The sequence below is a fragment of the Sphingomonas sp. M1A8_2b genome, assembly GCF_053345535.1.
This window is the reverse complement of sequence record NZ_JBKFAH010000001.1, coordinates 1,461,093-1,476,134: the sequence shown is the minus strand read 5'-3', so window position 1 is coordinate 1,476,134 and position 15,042 is coordinate 1,461,093. Positions and strand designations below refer to the sequence as shown.

At 65.5% G+C, this 15,042-nt stretch carries 16 protein-coding genes; 10 read left to right on the top strand and 6 right to left on the bottom strand.

Annotated elements, in window-relative coordinates; genetic code table 11:
- The first annotated feature begins 24 nt into the window (after positions 1-24).
- On the top strand, positions 25-2,304 hold the full coding sequence (locus tag ACLBWL_RS06870; protein ID WP_447792042.1) for an ATP-dependent helicase: 2,280 nt from the start codon (positions 25-27) through the stop codon (positions 2,302-2,304).
- A 436-nt stretch (positions 2,305-2,740) separates the two neighbouring features.
- On the opposite strand, the gene ACLBWL_RS06865 is transcribed toward ACLBWL_RS06870, so the two are convergent.
- Positions 2,741-3,037 (bottom strand): HigA family addiction module antitoxin, encoded by a 297-nt coding sequence (locus ACLBWL_RS06865; protein WP_333928237.1) that lies wholly within the window; start codon positions 3,035-3,037, stop codon positions 2,741-2,743.
- The gene (locus tag ACLBWL_RS06860) at positions 3,037-3,324 is read right to left on the bottom strand and encodes a type II toxin-antitoxin system RelE/ParE family toxin (protein WP_447791378.1); all 288 of its coding nucleotides are present in this window, start codon (positions 3,322-3,324) and stop codon (positions 3,037-3,039) included. The genes ACLBWL_RS06865 and ACLBWL_RS06860 overlap by 1 nt, the downstream gene beginning before the upstream one ends.
- Before the next feature lie 173 nt (positions 3,325-3,497).
- Here ACLBWL_RS06860 and ACLBWL_RS06855 point away from each other — a divergent pair, with 173 nt between their 5' ends.
- Positions 3,498-3,791 (top strand): hypothetical protein, encoded by a 294-nt coding sequence (locus ACLBWL_RS06855; RefSeq protein ID WP_447791376.1) that lies wholly within the window; start codon positions 3,498-3,500, stop codon positions 3,789-3,791.
- Positions 3,792-3,895: 104 nt separating this feature from the next.
- Positions 3,896-4,447 carry a glycine zipper 2TM domain-containing protein gene (locus ACLBWL_RS06850; RefSeq protein WP_447791374.1) on the top strand — a complete coding sequence of 184 codons (552 nt, stop codon included), beginning with the start codon at positions 3,896-3,898 and terminating at the stop codon, positions 4,445-4,447.
- Positions 4,448-4,610: 163 nt separating this feature from the next.
- On the opposite strand, the gene ACLBWL_RS06845 is transcribed toward ACLBWL_RS06850, so the two are convergent.
- Positions 4,611-6,740, bottom strand: a complete 2,130-nt coding sequence (locus tag ACLBWL_RS06845; RefSeq protein ID WP_447791372.1) for a prolyl oligopeptidase family serine peptidase — start codon at positions 6,738-6,740, stop codon at positions 4,611-4,613.
- Positions 6,741-6,797: 57 nt separating this feature from the next.
- On the opposite strand from ACLBWL_RS06845, the gene ACLBWL_RS06840 reads away from it, so the two are divergent.
- The gene (locus tag ACLBWL_RS06840) at positions 6,798-8,213 is read left to right on the top strand and encodes an MFS transporter (protein ID WP_447791370.1); all 1,416 of its coding nucleotides are present in this window, start codon (positions 6,798-6,800) and stop codon (positions 8,211-8,213) included.
- A gap of 168 nt (positions 8,214-8,381) precedes the next feature.
- On the opposite strand, the gene ACLBWL_RS06835 is transcribed toward ACLBWL_RS06840, so the two are convergent.
- Entirely contained in the window at positions 8,382-10,127 is a 1,746-nt protein-coding gene (locus ACLBWL_RS06835) for a DUF885 domain-containing protein (RefSeq protein ID WP_447791368.1), read from the bottom strand.
- 127 nt (positions 10,128-10,254) lie between these two features.
- Here ACLBWL_RS06835 and ACLBWL_RS06830 point away from each other — a divergent pair, with 127 nt between their 5' ends.
- Complete coding sequence (locus ACLBWL_RS06830; RefSeq protein ID WP_447791366.1) at positions 10,255-11,079, top strand: alpha/beta fold hydrolase; 825 nt, start codon at positions 10,255-10,257, stop codon at positions 11,077-11,079.
- A 143-nt stretch (positions 11,080-11,222) separates the two neighbouring features.
- Here the strand turns inward: ACLBWL_RS06830 and ACLBWL_RS06825 are convergent, their stop codons facing one another.
- The gene (locus ACLBWL_RS06825; RefSeq protein WP_447791364.1) at positions 11,223-11,546 is read right to left on the bottom strand and encodes an FtsB family cell division protein; all 324 of its coding nucleotides are present in this window, start codon (positions 11,544-11,546) and stop codon (positions 11,223-11,225) included.
- 25 nt (positions 11,547-11,571) lie between these two features.
- Complete coding sequence (eno, locus tag ACLBWL_RS06820; protein ID WP_447791362.1) at positions 11,572-12,852, bottom strand: phosphopyruvate hydratase; 1,281 nt, start codon at positions 12,850-12,852, stop codon at positions 11,572-11,574.
- Positions 12,853-13,005: 153 nt separating this feature from the next.
- Here eno and ACLBWL_RS06815 point away from each other — a divergent pair, with 153 nt between their 5' ends.
- From ACLBWL_RS06815 to ACLBWL_RS06795, 5 genes are all read left to right on the top strand, one after another.
- Entirely contained in the window at positions 13,006-13,494 is a 489-nt protein-coding gene (locus ACLBWL_RS06815; protein WP_447791360.1) for a hypothetical protein, read from the top strand.
- A gap of 4 nt (positions 13,495-13,498) precedes the next feature.
- Positions 13,499-13,852, top strand: a complete 354-nt coding sequence (locus ACLBWL_RS06810; RefSeq protein ID WP_447791358.1) for a phage holin family protein — start codon at positions 13,499-13,501, stop codon at positions 13,850-13,852.
- On the top strand, positions 13,849-14,121 hold the full coding sequence (locus ACLBWL_RS06805) for a DUF3618 domain-containing protein (protein WP_447791356.1): 273 nt from the start codon (positions 13,849-13,851) through the stop codon (positions 14,119-14,121). The genes ACLBWL_RS06810 and ACLBWL_RS06805 overlap by 4 nt, the downstream gene beginning before the upstream one ends.
- A gap of 63 nt (positions 14,122-14,184) precedes the next feature.
- Positions 14,185-14,676, top strand: coding sequence for a hypothetical protein (locus tag ACLBWL_RS06800; protein ID WP_447791354.1), 492 nt, complete (start codon positions 14,185-14,187; stop codon positions 14,674-14,676).
- 79 nt (positions 14,677-14,755) lie between these two features.
- Positions 14,756-14,986 carry a DUF4170 domain-containing protein gene (locus tag ACLBWL_RS06795; protein WP_332797743.1) on the top strand — a complete coding sequence of 77 codons (231 nt, stop codon included), beginning with the start codon at positions 14,756-14,758 and terminating at the stop codon, positions 14,984-14,986.
- Positions 14,987-15,042 lie beyond the last annotated feature (56 nt).

Below are 15,042 nucleotides of genomic sequence, written 5' to 3'. Positions count from 1 at the left end.
CCTACCTGTTCACCGGTGAACCAGATCGCCCAAACGTCCGCGCCGCAAGCAGAGCCCCCCTATCTCCGCGGCCTCAATCCGCCGCAGCGCGAGGCGGTGCTGACCACCGACGGCCCGGTCCTGATCATCGCCGGCGCCGGCACCGGCAAGACCGCTGCGCTGACCGCGCGGCTCGCGCACCTGATCTTCACCAGGAAGGCGTGGCCGTCGGAGATCCTCAGCGTCACCTTCACCAACAAGGCCGCGCGCGAGATGCGCGAGCGGGTTGGGCGGCTTGTCGGCGACGCGGTCGAGGGGATGCCGTGGCTCGGCACTTTCCACGCGATCGCCGCGAAGATGCTGCGCCGCCACGCCGAGCTCGTCGGGCTGCAATCGAATTTTACCATTCTCGATACCGACGACCAGTTGCGGTTGTTGAAGCAGCTCATCCTCGCCGCGGACATCGACGAGAAGCGCTTCCCGACGCGCAGCCTCGCCGGGCTGATCGACCAGTGGAAGAACAAAGGCCTCGTCCCCGCCGATATCGATGCGGGCGAGTCGGAACGCTACGCCAATGGCCGCGGCGGCGAGCTGTACCAGCAATACCAGACCCGGCTGATCGCGCTGAACGCGTGCGATTTCGGCGACCTGCTGCTCCACATGCTCGTGATCCTGAAGACGCACCGCGACGTGCTGGCGCAGTATCAGCAGCGCTTCAAATACATCATGGTCGACGAGTATCAGGACACCAACTCGTCGCAATATCTCTGGCTGCGGCTGCTCGCGCAGGAGCGCAAGAACATCGCCTGCGTCGGCGACGACGACCAGTCGATCTATTCGTGGCGCGGCGCGCAGGTCGAGAACATCCTGAAGTTCGAGCGCGACTTTCCGGGTGCGAAGGTCATCCGCCTCGAACAGAATTACCGCAGCACGCCGCATATCCTCGGCGCCGCATCGGGCGTGATCGCCAACAATGGCGGGCGGCTCGGCAAGCAGCTCTGGACCGAGCGCGACGTCGGCGAGAAGGTGAAGGTCATAGGCGTCTGGGACGGCCCCGAGGAAGCGCGCCGCGTCGGCGAGGAGATCGACATCGTCCGCCGCTCCGGCAAATCCTTGGACGAGGTCGCGATCCTGGTCCGCGCGCAGCACCAGACGCGCGAGTTCGAGGACCGCTTCATCGCGATCGGCATGCCGTACAAGATCGTCGGCGGCTTCCGCTTCTACGAACGCGCCGAAATCCGCGACGCGCTCGCGTACCTCCGCGTCGTCAACCAGCCCGCGGACGATCTCGCCTTCGAACGCATCGTCAACGTCCCCAAGCGCGGCCTGGGCGACAAGGCGGTCGCGCGCATCCACCAGCTCGCGCGCGCCACCGGCACACCGCTGACCACCGCCGCCGCGCGCATCCTCGACACCGACGAACTGACCGGGGCTGCGAAGAAGTCGCTCGGCCGGCTGGTCGGCGACATCGCCCGCTGGCGTGACATGGCGACCAGCCTGCCGCACGCCGAACTCGCGCGGCAGTTGCTCGACGAAAGCGGCTACACCGCAATGTATCAGGCCGAGAAATCGGTCGAGGCGACCGGCCGCCTGGAGAACCTCAGCGAACTCGTCCGCGCAATGGAGGAATACGACTCGCTCGGCGCGTTCCTCGAACATGTCTCGCTGGTGATGGACAACGAGGGTGGCGCGCAGGACCCACAGGTCACGATCATGACCATCCACGCCGCCAAGGGCCTCGAATACGACACGGTGTTCCTGGTCGGCTGGGAGGAAGGCCTGTTCCCGTCGCAGCGCTCGCTGGACGAAGGCGGCGTTAAGAGCCTCGAAGAGGAACGCCGCCTCGCTTACGTCGCGATCACGCGCGCGCGGCGGCTCGCGGTCATCATCCACGCCGCCAACCGCCGCATCTACGGCCAGTGGAACTCGTCGATCCCTTCACGCTTCGTCGCCGAACTTCCGCCTGAGCATATCGACACGGAAACCACGATGTCCGGCGGCGCCAGCCTGTGGCAAGCCAACTGGTCCAACCGCGCCGACCCGTTCGCGGACGTCGCCCGCGGCACCGGCCGCGGCCCCGGCTGGCAGCGCGCATCCGGCACCGGCAGCACTTTCTCCACCAAGCCCGCCCGCGTCGTCGAAAGCCGGTCGAGCGCGATCAGCCTCGGCAACAAGGGCCGCGACGACCTCTCGCTCGGCATGCGCGTGTTCCACCAGAAGTTCGGCTACGGCACTATCGCGGAGATCGAAGGCAACAAGCTGGAGATCGACTTCGAACAGTCCGGGCGCAAGCGGGTGATAGACAGCTTCGTGACGCTAGGATGAAGTAAAGCGTCGAGAGGCGCTCGATTCCGAACTGGACGGATCATTTTATCGCGTATTTCCGTAAGCTTGCCAATTCTTGGGAAGTTTGAGATCATCCCTCCAAGACTTCGAGTCGAGGATGGGCACATGTCCGGTAACAAGCGAACGATTCCTGAGATCCGTTCTCGACTTCGCGAGATTGCAGACGAGTCCGGGATCGAAGAACTTCACGATCTAGCCGACGAAACGTATCGCAATTCACCCGTCACGCGTGCCTCGGTGCGAAGCGCACATTTCACGCCAGAACTCGCGGAGGATATCAGGGCATTCGTTGCCAGGTATCCAAAGCTACACCAGCGTGACGTGGCACAGAAATTCAATGTAAATCCGGGACGAGTATCCGAGGCGTTGACCCACCAGATGTAAAACGATCCTGATGTGATCGGCGTTGAGCCGCTTAAGCCGCCACTCGCTCCACCTCGATCTCGCCCTCACGCGTCCGCGCTTGTGCCAGATCATACGCCGCCTGCATCCGCATCAGCGTCTCAGCCTGCAGCCCGAACGCCTTCTCGAACCGAATCGCCATCTCAGCCGACAACCCGGCCCGGCTGCCAAGCAGGTTGCTCATCGCCTGCCGCGTCACGCGCAACTTGGCCGCTGCGTCCGTCACGCTCAACCCATGCGGCGTGATGATTTCAGCACGCAGCCATGCGCCGGGGTGAACCGCGAAGCTTGCATGCAACTTGATTGCCATCAGTGATAATCCTCCAGATCGAGATCAACGACGCCACCGGCATCGTTGATCCGAAACGTCATCCGCCAGTTCTTCGTCACCGTCAGCGACCATAGACCGGCGCGATCGCCGGTCAGTCGATGCGCGCCGAAATTGGGCGGTACGACCAGTTCGTCGACACCCTCCATCGCCGCGATGTACGCCAGCATATGACGCAATCGATCGACCAAGTTGCCCGGCAACCCCTTGGCCCGACCGGTTTCGGCAAACGACCGCAAGGCCTTATGCCGGATGGAGTCGATGACCATCCCCGATGCTGCGCCGGACTCGCCTTAACGTCAACCGACAAGTGACGCTTTACGCGCGTTAGTGACTTGTGCCGCCAAACCTGTACCGCAGCCGACAAACCCGTTCAGGAACCATGCCTCTCGACAGCCGTATCAACGGCGCATCCCGATCGTCGGGTTCGAGAGGACATCTCATGAAGTTTACGCATCTCATCGCCGCCGGGTTGGCCTTCGCAACGCTCGGTCTCGGCGCCGCAGCCCCTGCCGAGGCGCAGCGCGATCGCGGGCATAGCGAGCAGTACCGCGACGACGATCACCGTGGCGACCACCGTGGCGACCGACGCGATTATCGTCGTAACGACCACCGCAGCGATCGCCATGACGACCGGCGCTATCGTGGTCGCGACCACGATCGTCGCAACTGGAACAACAATCGCCGTTGCCGCACCGAATGGCGCAACCACCGTCGCGTGCAGATCTGCCGCTGATGTAAGCCGAGCCGGCGCGTAGTATGATGCGTCGGCAACAGGCGAGCGGTGGCATGACGCCGCCGTCCGTCCCTGCCTGTGACCCTTTGACGAGGATTTGGATCATGAAGCGTTTCTTCGGCACGGCTGCGGTGATTGCCGCGACGTGCCTTTCCGTTGCCACGCCGGCAGTCGCGCAGTCGCAGGCCGACGACGCGCGGTTCGCGGCGGCGCAGGCGCGGCTCGACAGCGAATTGCAGATCTTCCGCACGGAATTCGATCGCTACCAGTCGGTCCGCGGCAATCGCGGCGGCTACGCGCCACAGACCGGCTATCGTACCGCCCCGGATCGCAGCGGCGACTATCAGGAGGCGTATCCGGACGAGCGCGACGAGGGCAGTTACGATCCCTCGCGCTATTACCGCGCGGGCCCGAACTATCAGGAGCGCGTGCTGTCGACCAACGACCGCGTCTATGCAGGCCAGGATGGCAAATATTACTGCAAGCGCAGCGACGGCACGACCGGGCTGATCATCGGTGCAGCGGGCGGCGGGATCCTCGGCAACGTGATCGATGGCGGCCGTTCGCGGATCGTCGGCTCCTTACTGGGCGCGGCAGCGGGTGGCCTCGCCGGGCGTGCGATCGACCAGAATAACAGCCAGGTCCGCTGCCGCTGATCGATCGCGAACCCTGATCCTCCCCCGCCAGGGGGAGGTGGCGCCGAAGGTGACGGAGGGGGAGGACACGGAACGCAGGTCGTCGCGCCCTCCCCCTCCGTCAGGCTGACGCCTGCCACCTCCCCCTGGCGGGGGAGGATTGCGGAACCCTCTCCTCCATCCCCTACTTCGCCGGCCCGACCAGTTTCTGCGTGAAGTACGTCATCTGCAAGGCCTGCAACCGAGCCCCCTGCTCGATATCCGCATCGCCCGAATGCCCGCCCGCCGTGTCTTCATAATACAGATACGGCAGCCCGTATTCCTTCAACCGCGCTGCGAACTTGCGCGCATGCTGCGGCCCGACGCGGTCATCCTTGGTGGTCGTCCAGATATACGGCTCCGGATACGCAACGCCCTTCCTAATGTTCTGATACGGCGAGATCTTCTCCAGGAACGCCTTCTCCTCGGGCACGCTCACCGAGCCATATTCGTCGACCCACGACGCCCCCGCCGCGATCTCCTCGTAGCGGATCATGTCGAGCAGCGGCACCTGGATCGTCACTGCCTTCCACAGGTCCGGATGCTGGTTGAACTCGACGCCCATGAGCAGGCCGCCGTTCGACCCGCCATAGATGCCGAGCTTGGCCGGGCTCGTCAGCTTCCGCGCGAACAGGTCCTTCGCCACCGCCGCGAAGTCGTCATAGATCACCTGCCGCTTCGTTTTGCGCCCAGCGTCATGCCACTTGGGTCCGAACTCGCCACCGCCGCGGATGTTGGCGAGCACGTACGACCCACCGCGCTCCAGCCACAGCTTGCCCATGCTCCCCGAATAGCTCGGCGTCATCGACACCTCGAACCCGCCATACGCCGTCATGATCGTCGGCGTGGTCCCGTCGAGCGCGATGCCCTTCTTGTGGACCACGAAATACGGCACCTTCGTCCCGTCGGTCGAGGTCGCCTCAAACTGCTCGACGACGTCGTTCGACGCGTCGAACTTCGCCGGCAGCGTCTTGATCGGCTTCGGCGCAGCGCCAGACGCCGCATCGAGCGTGTAAAGCGAGGTCGGCGTCAGGAACCCCGTCAGCGTCAGATACGCGTCGTCGCTGCGATCGGTCGTGCTCGCCACGTCGATCGAGGCGTTGTCGGGCAGCGCGATCGGCTTGGCGGTCCAACCCCCTGCCCCATGCGTGTAGACCGACGCCCGCCCACGGACGTTGTCCGAGACGACCAGCAACAGCTTCGATTTCGTCAGCCCCATCCCGTCGACCGACTGGCGCGGCCCCGGCGCGAACACGATCGTCGGGCTGATCGTCCCCTTCTCCACCTCGGCGAGCGGCGCCGATGCGACCGCACCCTCGGGAATCTGGCCCCACGGGTCGCTGGTCGAGAAGATCACCTGCCCGTCGATCATGCCTGCCGGAAACGTCCGGTCGGGCAATGCGAGCGGCCGCGCACCGGCGGGCGTCCACACCAGCTTGTCCGCGCCGAAGAACGTCTTCCGGCGCTGGATCACGATCAGGCGGTTGCCCTTCTCGTCGGTCAGCACGTTCGCCGCAGTGCCGCCCTGGTCGGTTGCGGCGCCACGATACACCTCGGTTGCAGCGCTAAGCGGCTGGCCGCGCTTCAACTGCTTCATCACGAATGCGTAGCCCGACTGGGTCGTCGTCCCCGCGCCCCAGTCGCGCGCGACCAGCAGCGTATCCTTGTCGACCCAGGTCGCATCCTGCTTCGACTTGGGCAGCAGGAAGCCGTTCGCGACGAACGCGCCGGTCTGCAGATCGAACTCGCGATACGTCACCGCATCCTCGCCGCCCTCGGACAGCGCGACGAGGCACAGTCGCTGCTCGGGCTCGAGGCAGGTCGAGCCCTTCCAGACCCATTGCTTGCCCTCGGCGTTGCCCAGCGCATCGAGATCGAGCGCGGTGGTCCACTTTGGCGTCACCGACGCGTAGTCCGCCGCGCTCGTCCAGCGCCACAGCCCGTGCGGATGGTCGGCATCGCGCCAGAAATTATAGATCCGCCCGAACATCTGGTTCGGCATCGGGATGCGGTCCTTGGCCGACGCGATCGCCAGTGCCTCGGCGTAGAAGGTCTTGTAGCGGGGATCGTTCTGAAGCCGCGGGAGCGTTTTCGCATTCTCCGCCTCGACCCAGGCCAGCGGCTTCGCGCCATCCTTGTCTTCGAGCCAGATATACGGGTCGGCGGCTGTATCGGTTTTGGTCATCGGCGCGACTTGGGCAAGCGCGGCGGCGCCTGCAAGGCCGGTCGTCCCGCTCAATATCGTCGCCGCAAGCATCGAAGCCAGAACCCGCATACCGTATCTCCCTGATTTGCTTGGCGGGATACATGCCGGGGTCTATCGCGGTCCGCAATGCAACCGGACCAGATATCGGCGGCCGACGGCCTGCCCAAACCCCGCCGCTTCATGGCAATCGCCGCGATCTCGGCGGGCACCGCGCTGACGATCATCGACGGCGGCATCGCCACCGTCGCGCTGCCGACGATCGCGCGCGACCTGAACGTCGGCAGCAGCGCGGTGGTGACCGTGGTCACGGTGTACCAGCTGATCCTGGCGATGGCGCTGCTCCCGTTCTCGGGACTCGGCGACCGGATCGGGCTCAAGCGGATGTACCAGTACGGCCAGCTGCTGTTCACGGTCGCGACCTTGCTCTGCTTCTTCGCCAAGAGCCTGCCATTCCTGCTCGTCGTCCGCGCCGCGCAAGCGCTTGGCGCGGCGGCGGCGCTGAGCGTCTCGTCGGCGCTGATCCGCTCGATCTATCCCGCCAAGCAGCTTGGCCGTGGGCTTGGGATCAACTCGGTGGTCGTCTCCAGTTCCGCGGCACTCGCGCCGACGATCGGCGGGCTGGTGCTGGCGATCGCGCCGTGGCCTTGGGTGTTCGCGAGCGCGGTGCCGTTCGCGATCGCGTCGCTGTTGCTCGGTCGCGCACTCCCCGAACCGCAGCGCCGCGCCGAGCCGTTCGACGTGCTCGGCGCGGTGATGTGCGCTGCGATGATCGGGCTCGTCATCGGCGGCGCCGAGAGCGCGGTGCACGGCGACAGCCCGATCGTCTCCGCAGCGATCGTCCTGGCCGGCGTCGTGATCGGCTGGTTCTTCGTGAAGCGCGAACAGGGCGAGACCAAGCCGATCCTGCCGATCGACCTGCTCGCGCGGCCGGTGCTCGCGCTGTCGGCGATCGGTGCCTACACCGCGTTCATCGCGCAGATGACGTTGTTGTTGTCGACACCGTTCCGCCTGACGCATGCTTTTGGGTTCAGCGCGGCCGAAGTCGGAGCGGCGATCGCGCCGTGGCCGCTGGCGAACATGGTCGTCGCGCCGTTGTCGGGGTGGTTGTCGGATCGCTATCCGGCGGGGCTGCTCGGCGGGATCGGCATGGGCGTGTCGATCAGCGCGCTGCTGCTGCTCGCGTACATGCCGGCGAACCCGGGGTATTTCGATATCGCCTGGCGGATGGCGTTGTGCGGTTCGGGGTTCGGGATGTTCATGGCGCCGAATGCGCGGCTGATTATCGGGAGTGCGCCACGGGAGCGGGCGGCGGCGGCGGGTGGTCTTGTGTCGACGGTGCGGCTGGTAGGCCAGACCACCGGGGCGACGGTGGTAGCGGCGCTGCTGGCGATCGGTGTGGGTGCGGGCACGACCCCGCCGCTGGTCGCCGCGGGTCTGGCGCTGGTGGCGGGCCTATGCAGCCTGAGCCGCCTCCGCCCCTCAATCCGCAACCCGCCGACCGAGGAAACGCAGGACGTGCAACCGGCTTCCCAAGCGAGGTGACCTACTCCCTCTCCCCTCCGGGGGGAGGGTCGGGGTGGGGGGCAGCCAAGCAGTGCTCCGCCTGGAACAGCCCCTCACCCCAGCCCTCTCCCCGGAAGGGGGAGAGGGAGCAGAAGAAGAATGTTCACACTGCTATTCCTCCCCGTTCCGGGGAGGAGGCGCCGCCCCCTAAAACGCGGCCGTCGCCTTGGCCTCCCCCATCATAGCCTTCCGCACCAAAGGAATCGGCGGCCCCCCATAACTCAGGAACTGGTCATGGAACGCCTTCCAGGCCTTCCGCCCACCCCTGGTCGCGGTCCAGTCCGTCCGCAGCTTGCGGATCATCAGCTTGCCCATCGTATAATTCAGATACGCCGGGTCATACGTCCCCCGTGCCGCCTGCTGCCGCGCGTTGCCCTCGTCCTGGTAACATTCGTCGACGAACATCCGGAACGACTGCTCCTGCGTCATTCCCTTGGCGTGCATCCGGATCGCCGAAAGATACCGGCAATCGCGCAGCAACGCGTTGGAGATCTGGCCGACATGCGTCTCGGCGTCACCGTTGTTGAGCCCCGCCTCGAACATCATCTCCTCGGCATAATGCGCCCAACCCTCGGCGAACGCATACCCGACGAACAGCCGCCCGAAGAGCGACGGCGACCGGTTCGCATGCAGGAACTGGACGAAATGCCCCGGCATCACCTCGTGGACCGACGTGAACAGCAGGTCGTCCTTACCCGGCACGAACGCGTCCTGCACCGCCTTCGTCCACGTGGGATCGGGCGGCGAGATGTAATAGATCGACGGCACGCCCTTCTCGAACGGCCCCGGCGGATCGATATACGCCGAGTTCTGCCGGTTGTACGGCGGCGATTCCTCGACCAGCGCCTGCTCGGTGCCGGGGATCGTCACGAGGTCGTGATCGACCACGAACTTGCGCAAGGTCGGGATCTGCCGCCGCGCTTCGGCGACCGGGCCACCGACCGGCTTGTTCGCGTTCATCTTGTCCATGCAGGCGAGGATCGTCTGGCCCTTGGCGAAAATCCCACAAGCCTGCGCAAGCGCCGCCTGGTTGCGCTTGAGATCGGCGACGCCCGCTGCCTCAAGCGTCGCGAGCGGCGTATCGACGCCCTCGGTCGCCGCAATCATCCGCGCGAATTTGTCCGCCCCGAGCGCGAACCCCTGCGTCGCGGTCGCGCGCTGGCCCTCGGTCCACGTTCCCAGATCGCGCATCGCCTTCGACGCCGCCTGCGCCGCGTCCGCGAGTTGCTTCTGCGCCGCCGCATTCTTGACGCCCGCAAACGCCTTGACCGCATCGCCCGCATAATAATCGGCAAAGCCGTTGAACGCCGCCGCGCCGTAATTGACGAAGCTCAGCGGCATCGGCGTCTTGAGGTTCGCCTTGATGTTGCCCGTCGCCGCCGGGATCTTCTGGAGGAACGCGGTCAGCGCCTTCATCCGCGTTGGCGCATCGGCATAGGTGCGCGCGATATACGTGTTCGGATCAAGCCCGGCGCTGACATACCACGCCGGGTTGGTGTGCGGCTGATCGGCATCCTCGAGCCAGAACAGCTTCCCCTTGGCGACCTGCACCAGGTAATCGCGCTCGAACGCCTCGTCGGGCTTCAGATTGTTGAACGCCCCCGCCTTGTCGATCGCGGTGTGGAGGAAATCGGCCTGTCGCTTCAGCCCGGCCGCGCTCCAGTCGCCCAGCCCCCCGTCGAAGTCGTGCCGGCCCTGATATACCGCGTTGGCCGGATCGATCTTGAACCAGCCCTCGATGAAGCCGTCGCGGAACGCCGCCCAGTCGCTCTTCGCGGCAGGCGCGGCAGGCGCCTGCGTGTTGGCGCCAGTCTGCCCAGGCGGCTGTGCCGGGCCGCACGCGCTGACCGCGAGCACCGCGCCGAGCGCCGTCGTCAAAAGTCCGATCCGCATCCCGTCTCCAATTCCGATTCGTAGACTGAAGCCATGCTGCCAGCCGAAGCGCCGTTGCGCCAGTACGCGGAACGGCGATCACGGCGAGCCGTTAAGCCCACACGCCCTCGTTCTCCTGGAGACCCCGATGCCCTATATAAAAACCCGCGACGGTACCGACATCTATGTCAAGGATTGGGGCAGCGGCCGCCCGGTCGTCTTGCTGCACGGCTGGCCGCTTAACGCGGACAGCTGGGATGCGCAGGCGATGGCGCTTGCGGAGGCGGGCTTCCGCGCGATCGCCTATGATCGCCGCGGCTTCGGCCGCTCGGGCCAACCTTGGTCGGGTTACGACTACGACACGCTGACCGACGATCTCGCCGACGTGATGGAAGCAACCGGCGTGCAGGGCGACGCGACCCTCGTCGGCTTCTCGATGGGTGGCGGCGAAGTCGCGCGCTACATGAGCCGCTACGACGGCAAGGGCGTGGTCGCCGCCGGGCTTATCGCGTCGGTGGTGCCGTACATGCTCAAGACCGACGACAACCCCGACGGTGTCGACGCGGAAACGCTGGCGAGCATCGGCGCGGGCATCGAGGACGACCGCCCGGCGTTCTTCAAGACGTTCCTCCAGCAGTTCTTCGGCGTCGGCTTCATTACCTCGCCGGTCAGCGACGAGATCGTCGACTGGGCTTGGGGCTTGGCGATGCAGGCGGGGCTGAAGTCGACCCTGGCGTGCGCGGAATCGTTCGGCCACACCGACTTCCGCGCCGACCTCGCAGCGTTCCGCGTGCCGACGCTGATTGTCCACGGCACCAGCGACAAGACGGTCCCGATCGACGCCACCGGCCGCGCCGCAGCGAAAGGCATCGCCGGCTCGCAGCTGGTCGAATATGACGGCGCCCCGCACGGCCTGACCGTGACGGAAAGCAAGCGTTTCACCAACGACCTGCTGACGTTCCTGGGCCGGTAACGCCAACCTAAATCCTCCCCCGCAGAGGGGAGGTGTCGCCGAAGGTGACGGAGGGGGAGGACGGCGAAACAGAGGTTTACCTTTCCTCCCCCTCCGTCAGGCTAAAGCCTGCCACCTCCCCTTGGCGGGGGAGGATCGGGCGCTCAGTTCCCCAAGGGTACGATAACCTCGTCCGGATGCGCGACGTTCAGTTCCTTGCGGACCATCTCGTCGACCATATCCGGGTTCGCATGATCGGGGTTCAGCAGCGCCACGCGGTTCTTCAGGACCTCGCGCTTGCGGTCGAGCGCGGCGTAATCCTGTTGCCGCTTCGCGAGCTGGCGCTTGTAGTCGCCATAGGCGAAGATTCCGTTCGGCCCGAGCACGGCATACGCGCCGAAGAACGCCATCAGCGTCAGCCCCAGCGCCGGCCACGCGGCCTTGCGCATCGTCTTTCGCAGCTTCGAACTCGTCGTCACGCGTGCCATGCTCGTCCTCCCAACCTCCAGCCTATCAGCCGCCGATCAGGATGTCGCGGCCCGCATAGCGCGCCGCATCACCAAGCTCTTCCTCGATCCGGATGAGCTGGTTGTACTTCGCCAACCGGTCCGACCGGGCGAGGCTGCCGGTCTTGATCTGACCGCAGTTGGTGGCGACCGCCAGATCGGCGATCGTCGAATCCTCGGTCTCGCCCGACCGATGCGACATCACTGCGGTGTACTTCGCGCGCTGCGCCATCGACACCGCCTCCAGCGTCTCCGTCAGCGTGCCGATCTGGTTGACCTTCACCAGCAGCGAGTTCGCATACCCGCCGTCGATCCCGCGCTTCAGGCGCTTCGGGTTGGTCACGAACAGATCGTCGCCAACCAGCTGGACCTTGTCGCCGATCAGGTCGGTGAGCGTCTTCCAGCCCTCCCAATCGTCCTCGCCCATGCCGTCCTCGATCGAGAAGATCGGGTAGCGCCGCGTCAGGTCCGCCAGATACTCCGCCATCTCGCCGCTTTCGAGGATCTTGCCCTCGCCCGAGATGTCGTACTTGCCGTTCTTGTAGAACTCGGTTGCCGCGCAATCGAGCGCGAGCATCACGTCCTCGCCGGGCTTGTAGCCGGCCTTCTCGATGCTCGACATGATGAAGTCCAAAGCCTCGGTCGTGCTGCCGATGTTCGGCGCGAAGCCGCCCTCGTCGCCGACGCTGGTCGACAGGCCCTTCTCGCTCAGGCCCTTCTTCAGCGTGTGGAAGATCTCCGAGCCGCAGCGGACCGCCTCGAGGATATTCGACGCGCCGACCGGCACGATCATGAATTCCTGGAAATCGATCGGATTGTCGGCATGCTCGCCGCCGTTGATGATGTTCATCATCGGCACCGGCAGCAGGTGCGCCTGCACGCCGCCGATATAGCGATACAGCGGCAGGCCACGCGCCTCGGCCGCAGCCTTGGCAACGGCGAGGCTGACGCCCAGGATCGCGTTCGCGCCCAGCCGGCCCTTGTTCTCGGTGCCGTCGAGTTCGATCATCGCGCGATCGAGGTCCGACTGGTCCTCCGCGTCCATGCCGAGCACGGTGTCGGTGATCTCGTCGTTGACCGCGTCGACCGCGCCATCGACGCCCTTGCCGCCCCAGCGCGATTTGTCGCCGTCGCGCTTCTCGACCGCCTCGTGCGCGCCGGTCGAGGCGCCCGATGGCACAGCCGCACGGCCGAAGCTGCCGTCTTCAAGCAGCACGTCGACCTCGACGGTCGGATTGCCACGGCTGTCGAGGATCTGGCGTGCATGAAGGTCGATGATTGCGGTCACGTAACGATGCTCCTACAAATCCCGGGCTAGTCCGATCCCCGGGCCGTTCGCGCCGCCTCTACCGCGTTGCACCATATCGGGCAATCGCGCGCACTTCGGGAACCGTGCTCCGGCGACGGTGTTGAGAGCGTAACAATTTCGAAAGGGACCGTCATGGCCGACTCCAGCGTAAACGATACAGTCAACGATCTGAAAACGAACGCGAACCATGTCGGGAACGAGTTCGGCAAGACGATCGAGAACAGCGATCTCTCGGCCAAGACCGCAGAGGCCAAGCAGGCGATCAAGGAAGGCACCAGCAAGTATACCGCGCAGGCCGCCGACAAGGCACGCACGTTCGCCGAGGACGGCAAGGCTCGTGCCGGTGACGCGCTCGACCAGATCGCTCAGTTGCTTACCGACGCCGCCGGCCAGGTCGACCAGAAACTTGGCTCGCAATACGGCACCTATGCCCGCAGCGCCGCCGACAGCGTGGCCGGTTTCGCCGACCAGGTGAAGGCGAAGGACATCGACGAGCTGGTCGACGAGGCGCGCGAACTGGTGCGCAAATCCCCCGCGATCGCGGTTGGTGCGGCGGCCGCGATCGGCTTCGTGATTGCACGGCTCGTGCAATCCGGCGTCGATGCCAATTCGAAGGTCTGAGGCGTTGTCCGATCCTGTGAGGTTCGCGGCCGGCGAAGAGGAGAGTCTCTCGTCGATCGTCAGCCGACTGGCGGCCGAGACGCGCGGCCTCGCGACCGCTGAAGTCGCCGTTTACAAGGCGAAGTTCGGCGAGAAGGCGAATGCCTACAAGTCGGCGGCGGCGATGTTCGCGGTCGCCGGCGTGTTGGGGCTGGCCGCGTTGATCGCACTGCTGGTCGGTGCGATCTTGACCCTGACGCCGCGGGTGGGGCCAGGATGGGCGACGTTGATCGTCGTCGCCGTGGTGCTCGTGCTTGCGGGCGTGCTGGCGATGATCGGCAAGTCGAAGCTTCAGACCAAGAGCGAGCCCGTATCATGACATCCGCCAAAGTCGCCGCCGCAGAGATCGAAGCCGCCCTTGCCCGCCAGCGCGTCATGATGACGATCGGGCAATTGCAGGACCGGCTCAATCCAAAGCGGCTCGCGCTGAACGCCAGCCGCGATGTCGCCGATGCCGGCACCGCCGCACTGTCGGCAAGCGTCGACACGGTGAAGCGCAATCCCGGCCCGACCGCCGGGCTTGCCGCGGTCGCCGGACTGTTCCTGGCGCGGCACCGGATCGTCGGCCTGTTCCGTCGCGGGCGCTGAGCCGCTCCATTCGAAGTTCCAGCGTTGCAACGCACGCTGCTTGCCATTGATGAGGATTTTTCCATGACCGACGCCAAGACTACGCTTCACGACACCGCTCACGAAACCGCCAAGGATGCCGAAAACCACCTTCGCGAAGGCTATGACAGCGTCCGCGAGACCGCGTCGAAGGTGCTGCACGACGCCAGCGAGAAGGCCTCCGAGGTGCTCGATGTCTCGCGCGAGAAGACCAAGCACGTCGTCCACAACCTCGAGTCCAATCCGCTCGGTATCCTCGTCGGTGGGCTCGCCGTCGGTGTTCTGGCCGGCGCGCTGCTGCCACGGTCGGCACGCGAGAAGGAGCTTCTCGCACCGGTCGGCAAGCGGATCGGCGAAACCTTCGTCGCAGCCACCACGGCGGCCAAGGCGGCGGGCCAGTCCGAACTGGCGGATCTGGGCCTGACCAAGGACAATGCCCGCGGTCAGGCGCGGAGTCTGGTCGACGGCGTGATCAAGGCACTGACCACCGCGGGTACCGCAGGTGCGAAGGCCGTGGCGCAAAAGCCGGCGGTTTGAAAAGTCCTGTAGCCTGAGGGTTCAAACCCCACGTCTAACACGCTAGGGAGGTGCTAACCCTCCTCCCTAGGACTGCACCATGAGCAAGCTCCACCTCGTATTCGGCGGCCGCGTCAGCGATCCGCGCACCCTCGATTTCAACGATCTGAATGCGATCGAGTTTGTCGGGGTTTTTCCCGATTATGCCAGCGCCGAGAAGGCTTGGCGTGCTGCGGCGCAGCGCACTGTGGACGATGCCGAGATGAAGTTCGTGGTGGTGCATCTGCACCGGATGCTCGAGCCTAACCTGTCTGGTTCGACCGCGGCCTGAGCTACCCCTGAGCCGTCATTCCCGCGGAGGCGGGAACCGATATTGGCTAACGTCGC

What these genes read in the sequence shown, in the direction of transcription:
- ACLBWL_RS06840 (WP_447791370.1), top strand. Translation starts at nt 6,798, where the DNA reads ATGCAACCGGACCAGATATCGGCGGCCGACGGCCTGCCCAAACCCCGC.
- ACLBWL_RS06830 (WP_447791366.1), top strand. Translation starts at nt 10,255, where the DNA reads ATGCCCTATATAAAAACCCGCGACGGTACCGACATCTATGTCAAGGAT.
- ACLBWL_RS06815 (WP_447791360.1), top strand. Translation starts at nt 13,006, where the DNA reads ATGGCCGACTCCAGCGTAAACGATACAGTCAACGATCTGAAAACGAAC.
- ACLBWL_RS06845 (WP_447791372.1), bottom strand. Translation starts at nt 6,740, where the DNA reads ATGCGGGTTCTGGCTTCGATGCTTGCGGCGACGATATTGAGCGGGACG.
- ACLBWL_RS06835 (WP_447791368.1), bottom strand. Translation starts at nt 10,127, where the DNA reads ATGCGGATCGGACTTTTGACGACGGCGCTCGGCGCGGTGCTCGCGGTC.
- ACLBWL_RS06825 (WP_447791364.1), bottom strand. Translation starts at nt 11,546, where the DNA reads ATGGCACGCGTGACGACGAGTTCGAAGCTGCGAAAGACGATGCGCAAG.
- ACLBWL_RS06805 (WP_447791356.1), top strand. Translation starts at nt 13,849, where the DNA reads ATGACATCCGCCAAAGTCGCCGCCGCAGAGATCGAAGCCGCCCTTGCC.
- ACLBWL_RS06860 (WP_447791378.1), bottom strand. Translation starts at nt 3,324, where the DNA reads ATGGTCATCGACTCCATCCGGCATAAGGCCTTGCGGTCGTTTGCCGAA.
- ACLBWL_RS06865 (WP_333928237.1), bottom strand. Translation starts at nt 3,037, where the DNA reads ATGGCAATCAAGTTGCATGCAAGCTTCGCGGTTCACCCCGGCGCATGG.
- ACLBWL_RS06800 (WP_447791354.1), top strand. Translation starts at nt 14,185, where the DNA reads ATGACCGACGCCAAGACTACGCTTCACGACACCGCTCACGAAACCGCC.
- ACLBWL_RS06795 (WP_332797743.1), top strand. Translation starts at nt 14,756, where the DNA reads ATGAGCAAGCTCCACCTCGTATTCGGCGGCCGCGTCAGCGATCCGCGC.
- ACLBWL_RS06850 (WP_447791374.1), top strand. Translation starts at nt 3,896, where the DNA reads ATGAAGCGTTTCTTCGGCACGGCTGCGGTGATTGCCGCGACGTGCCTT.
- ACLBWL_RS06855 (WP_447791376.1), top strand. Translation starts at nt 3,498, where the DNA reads ATGAAGTTTACGCATCTCATCGCCGCCGGGTTGGCCTTCGCAACGCTC.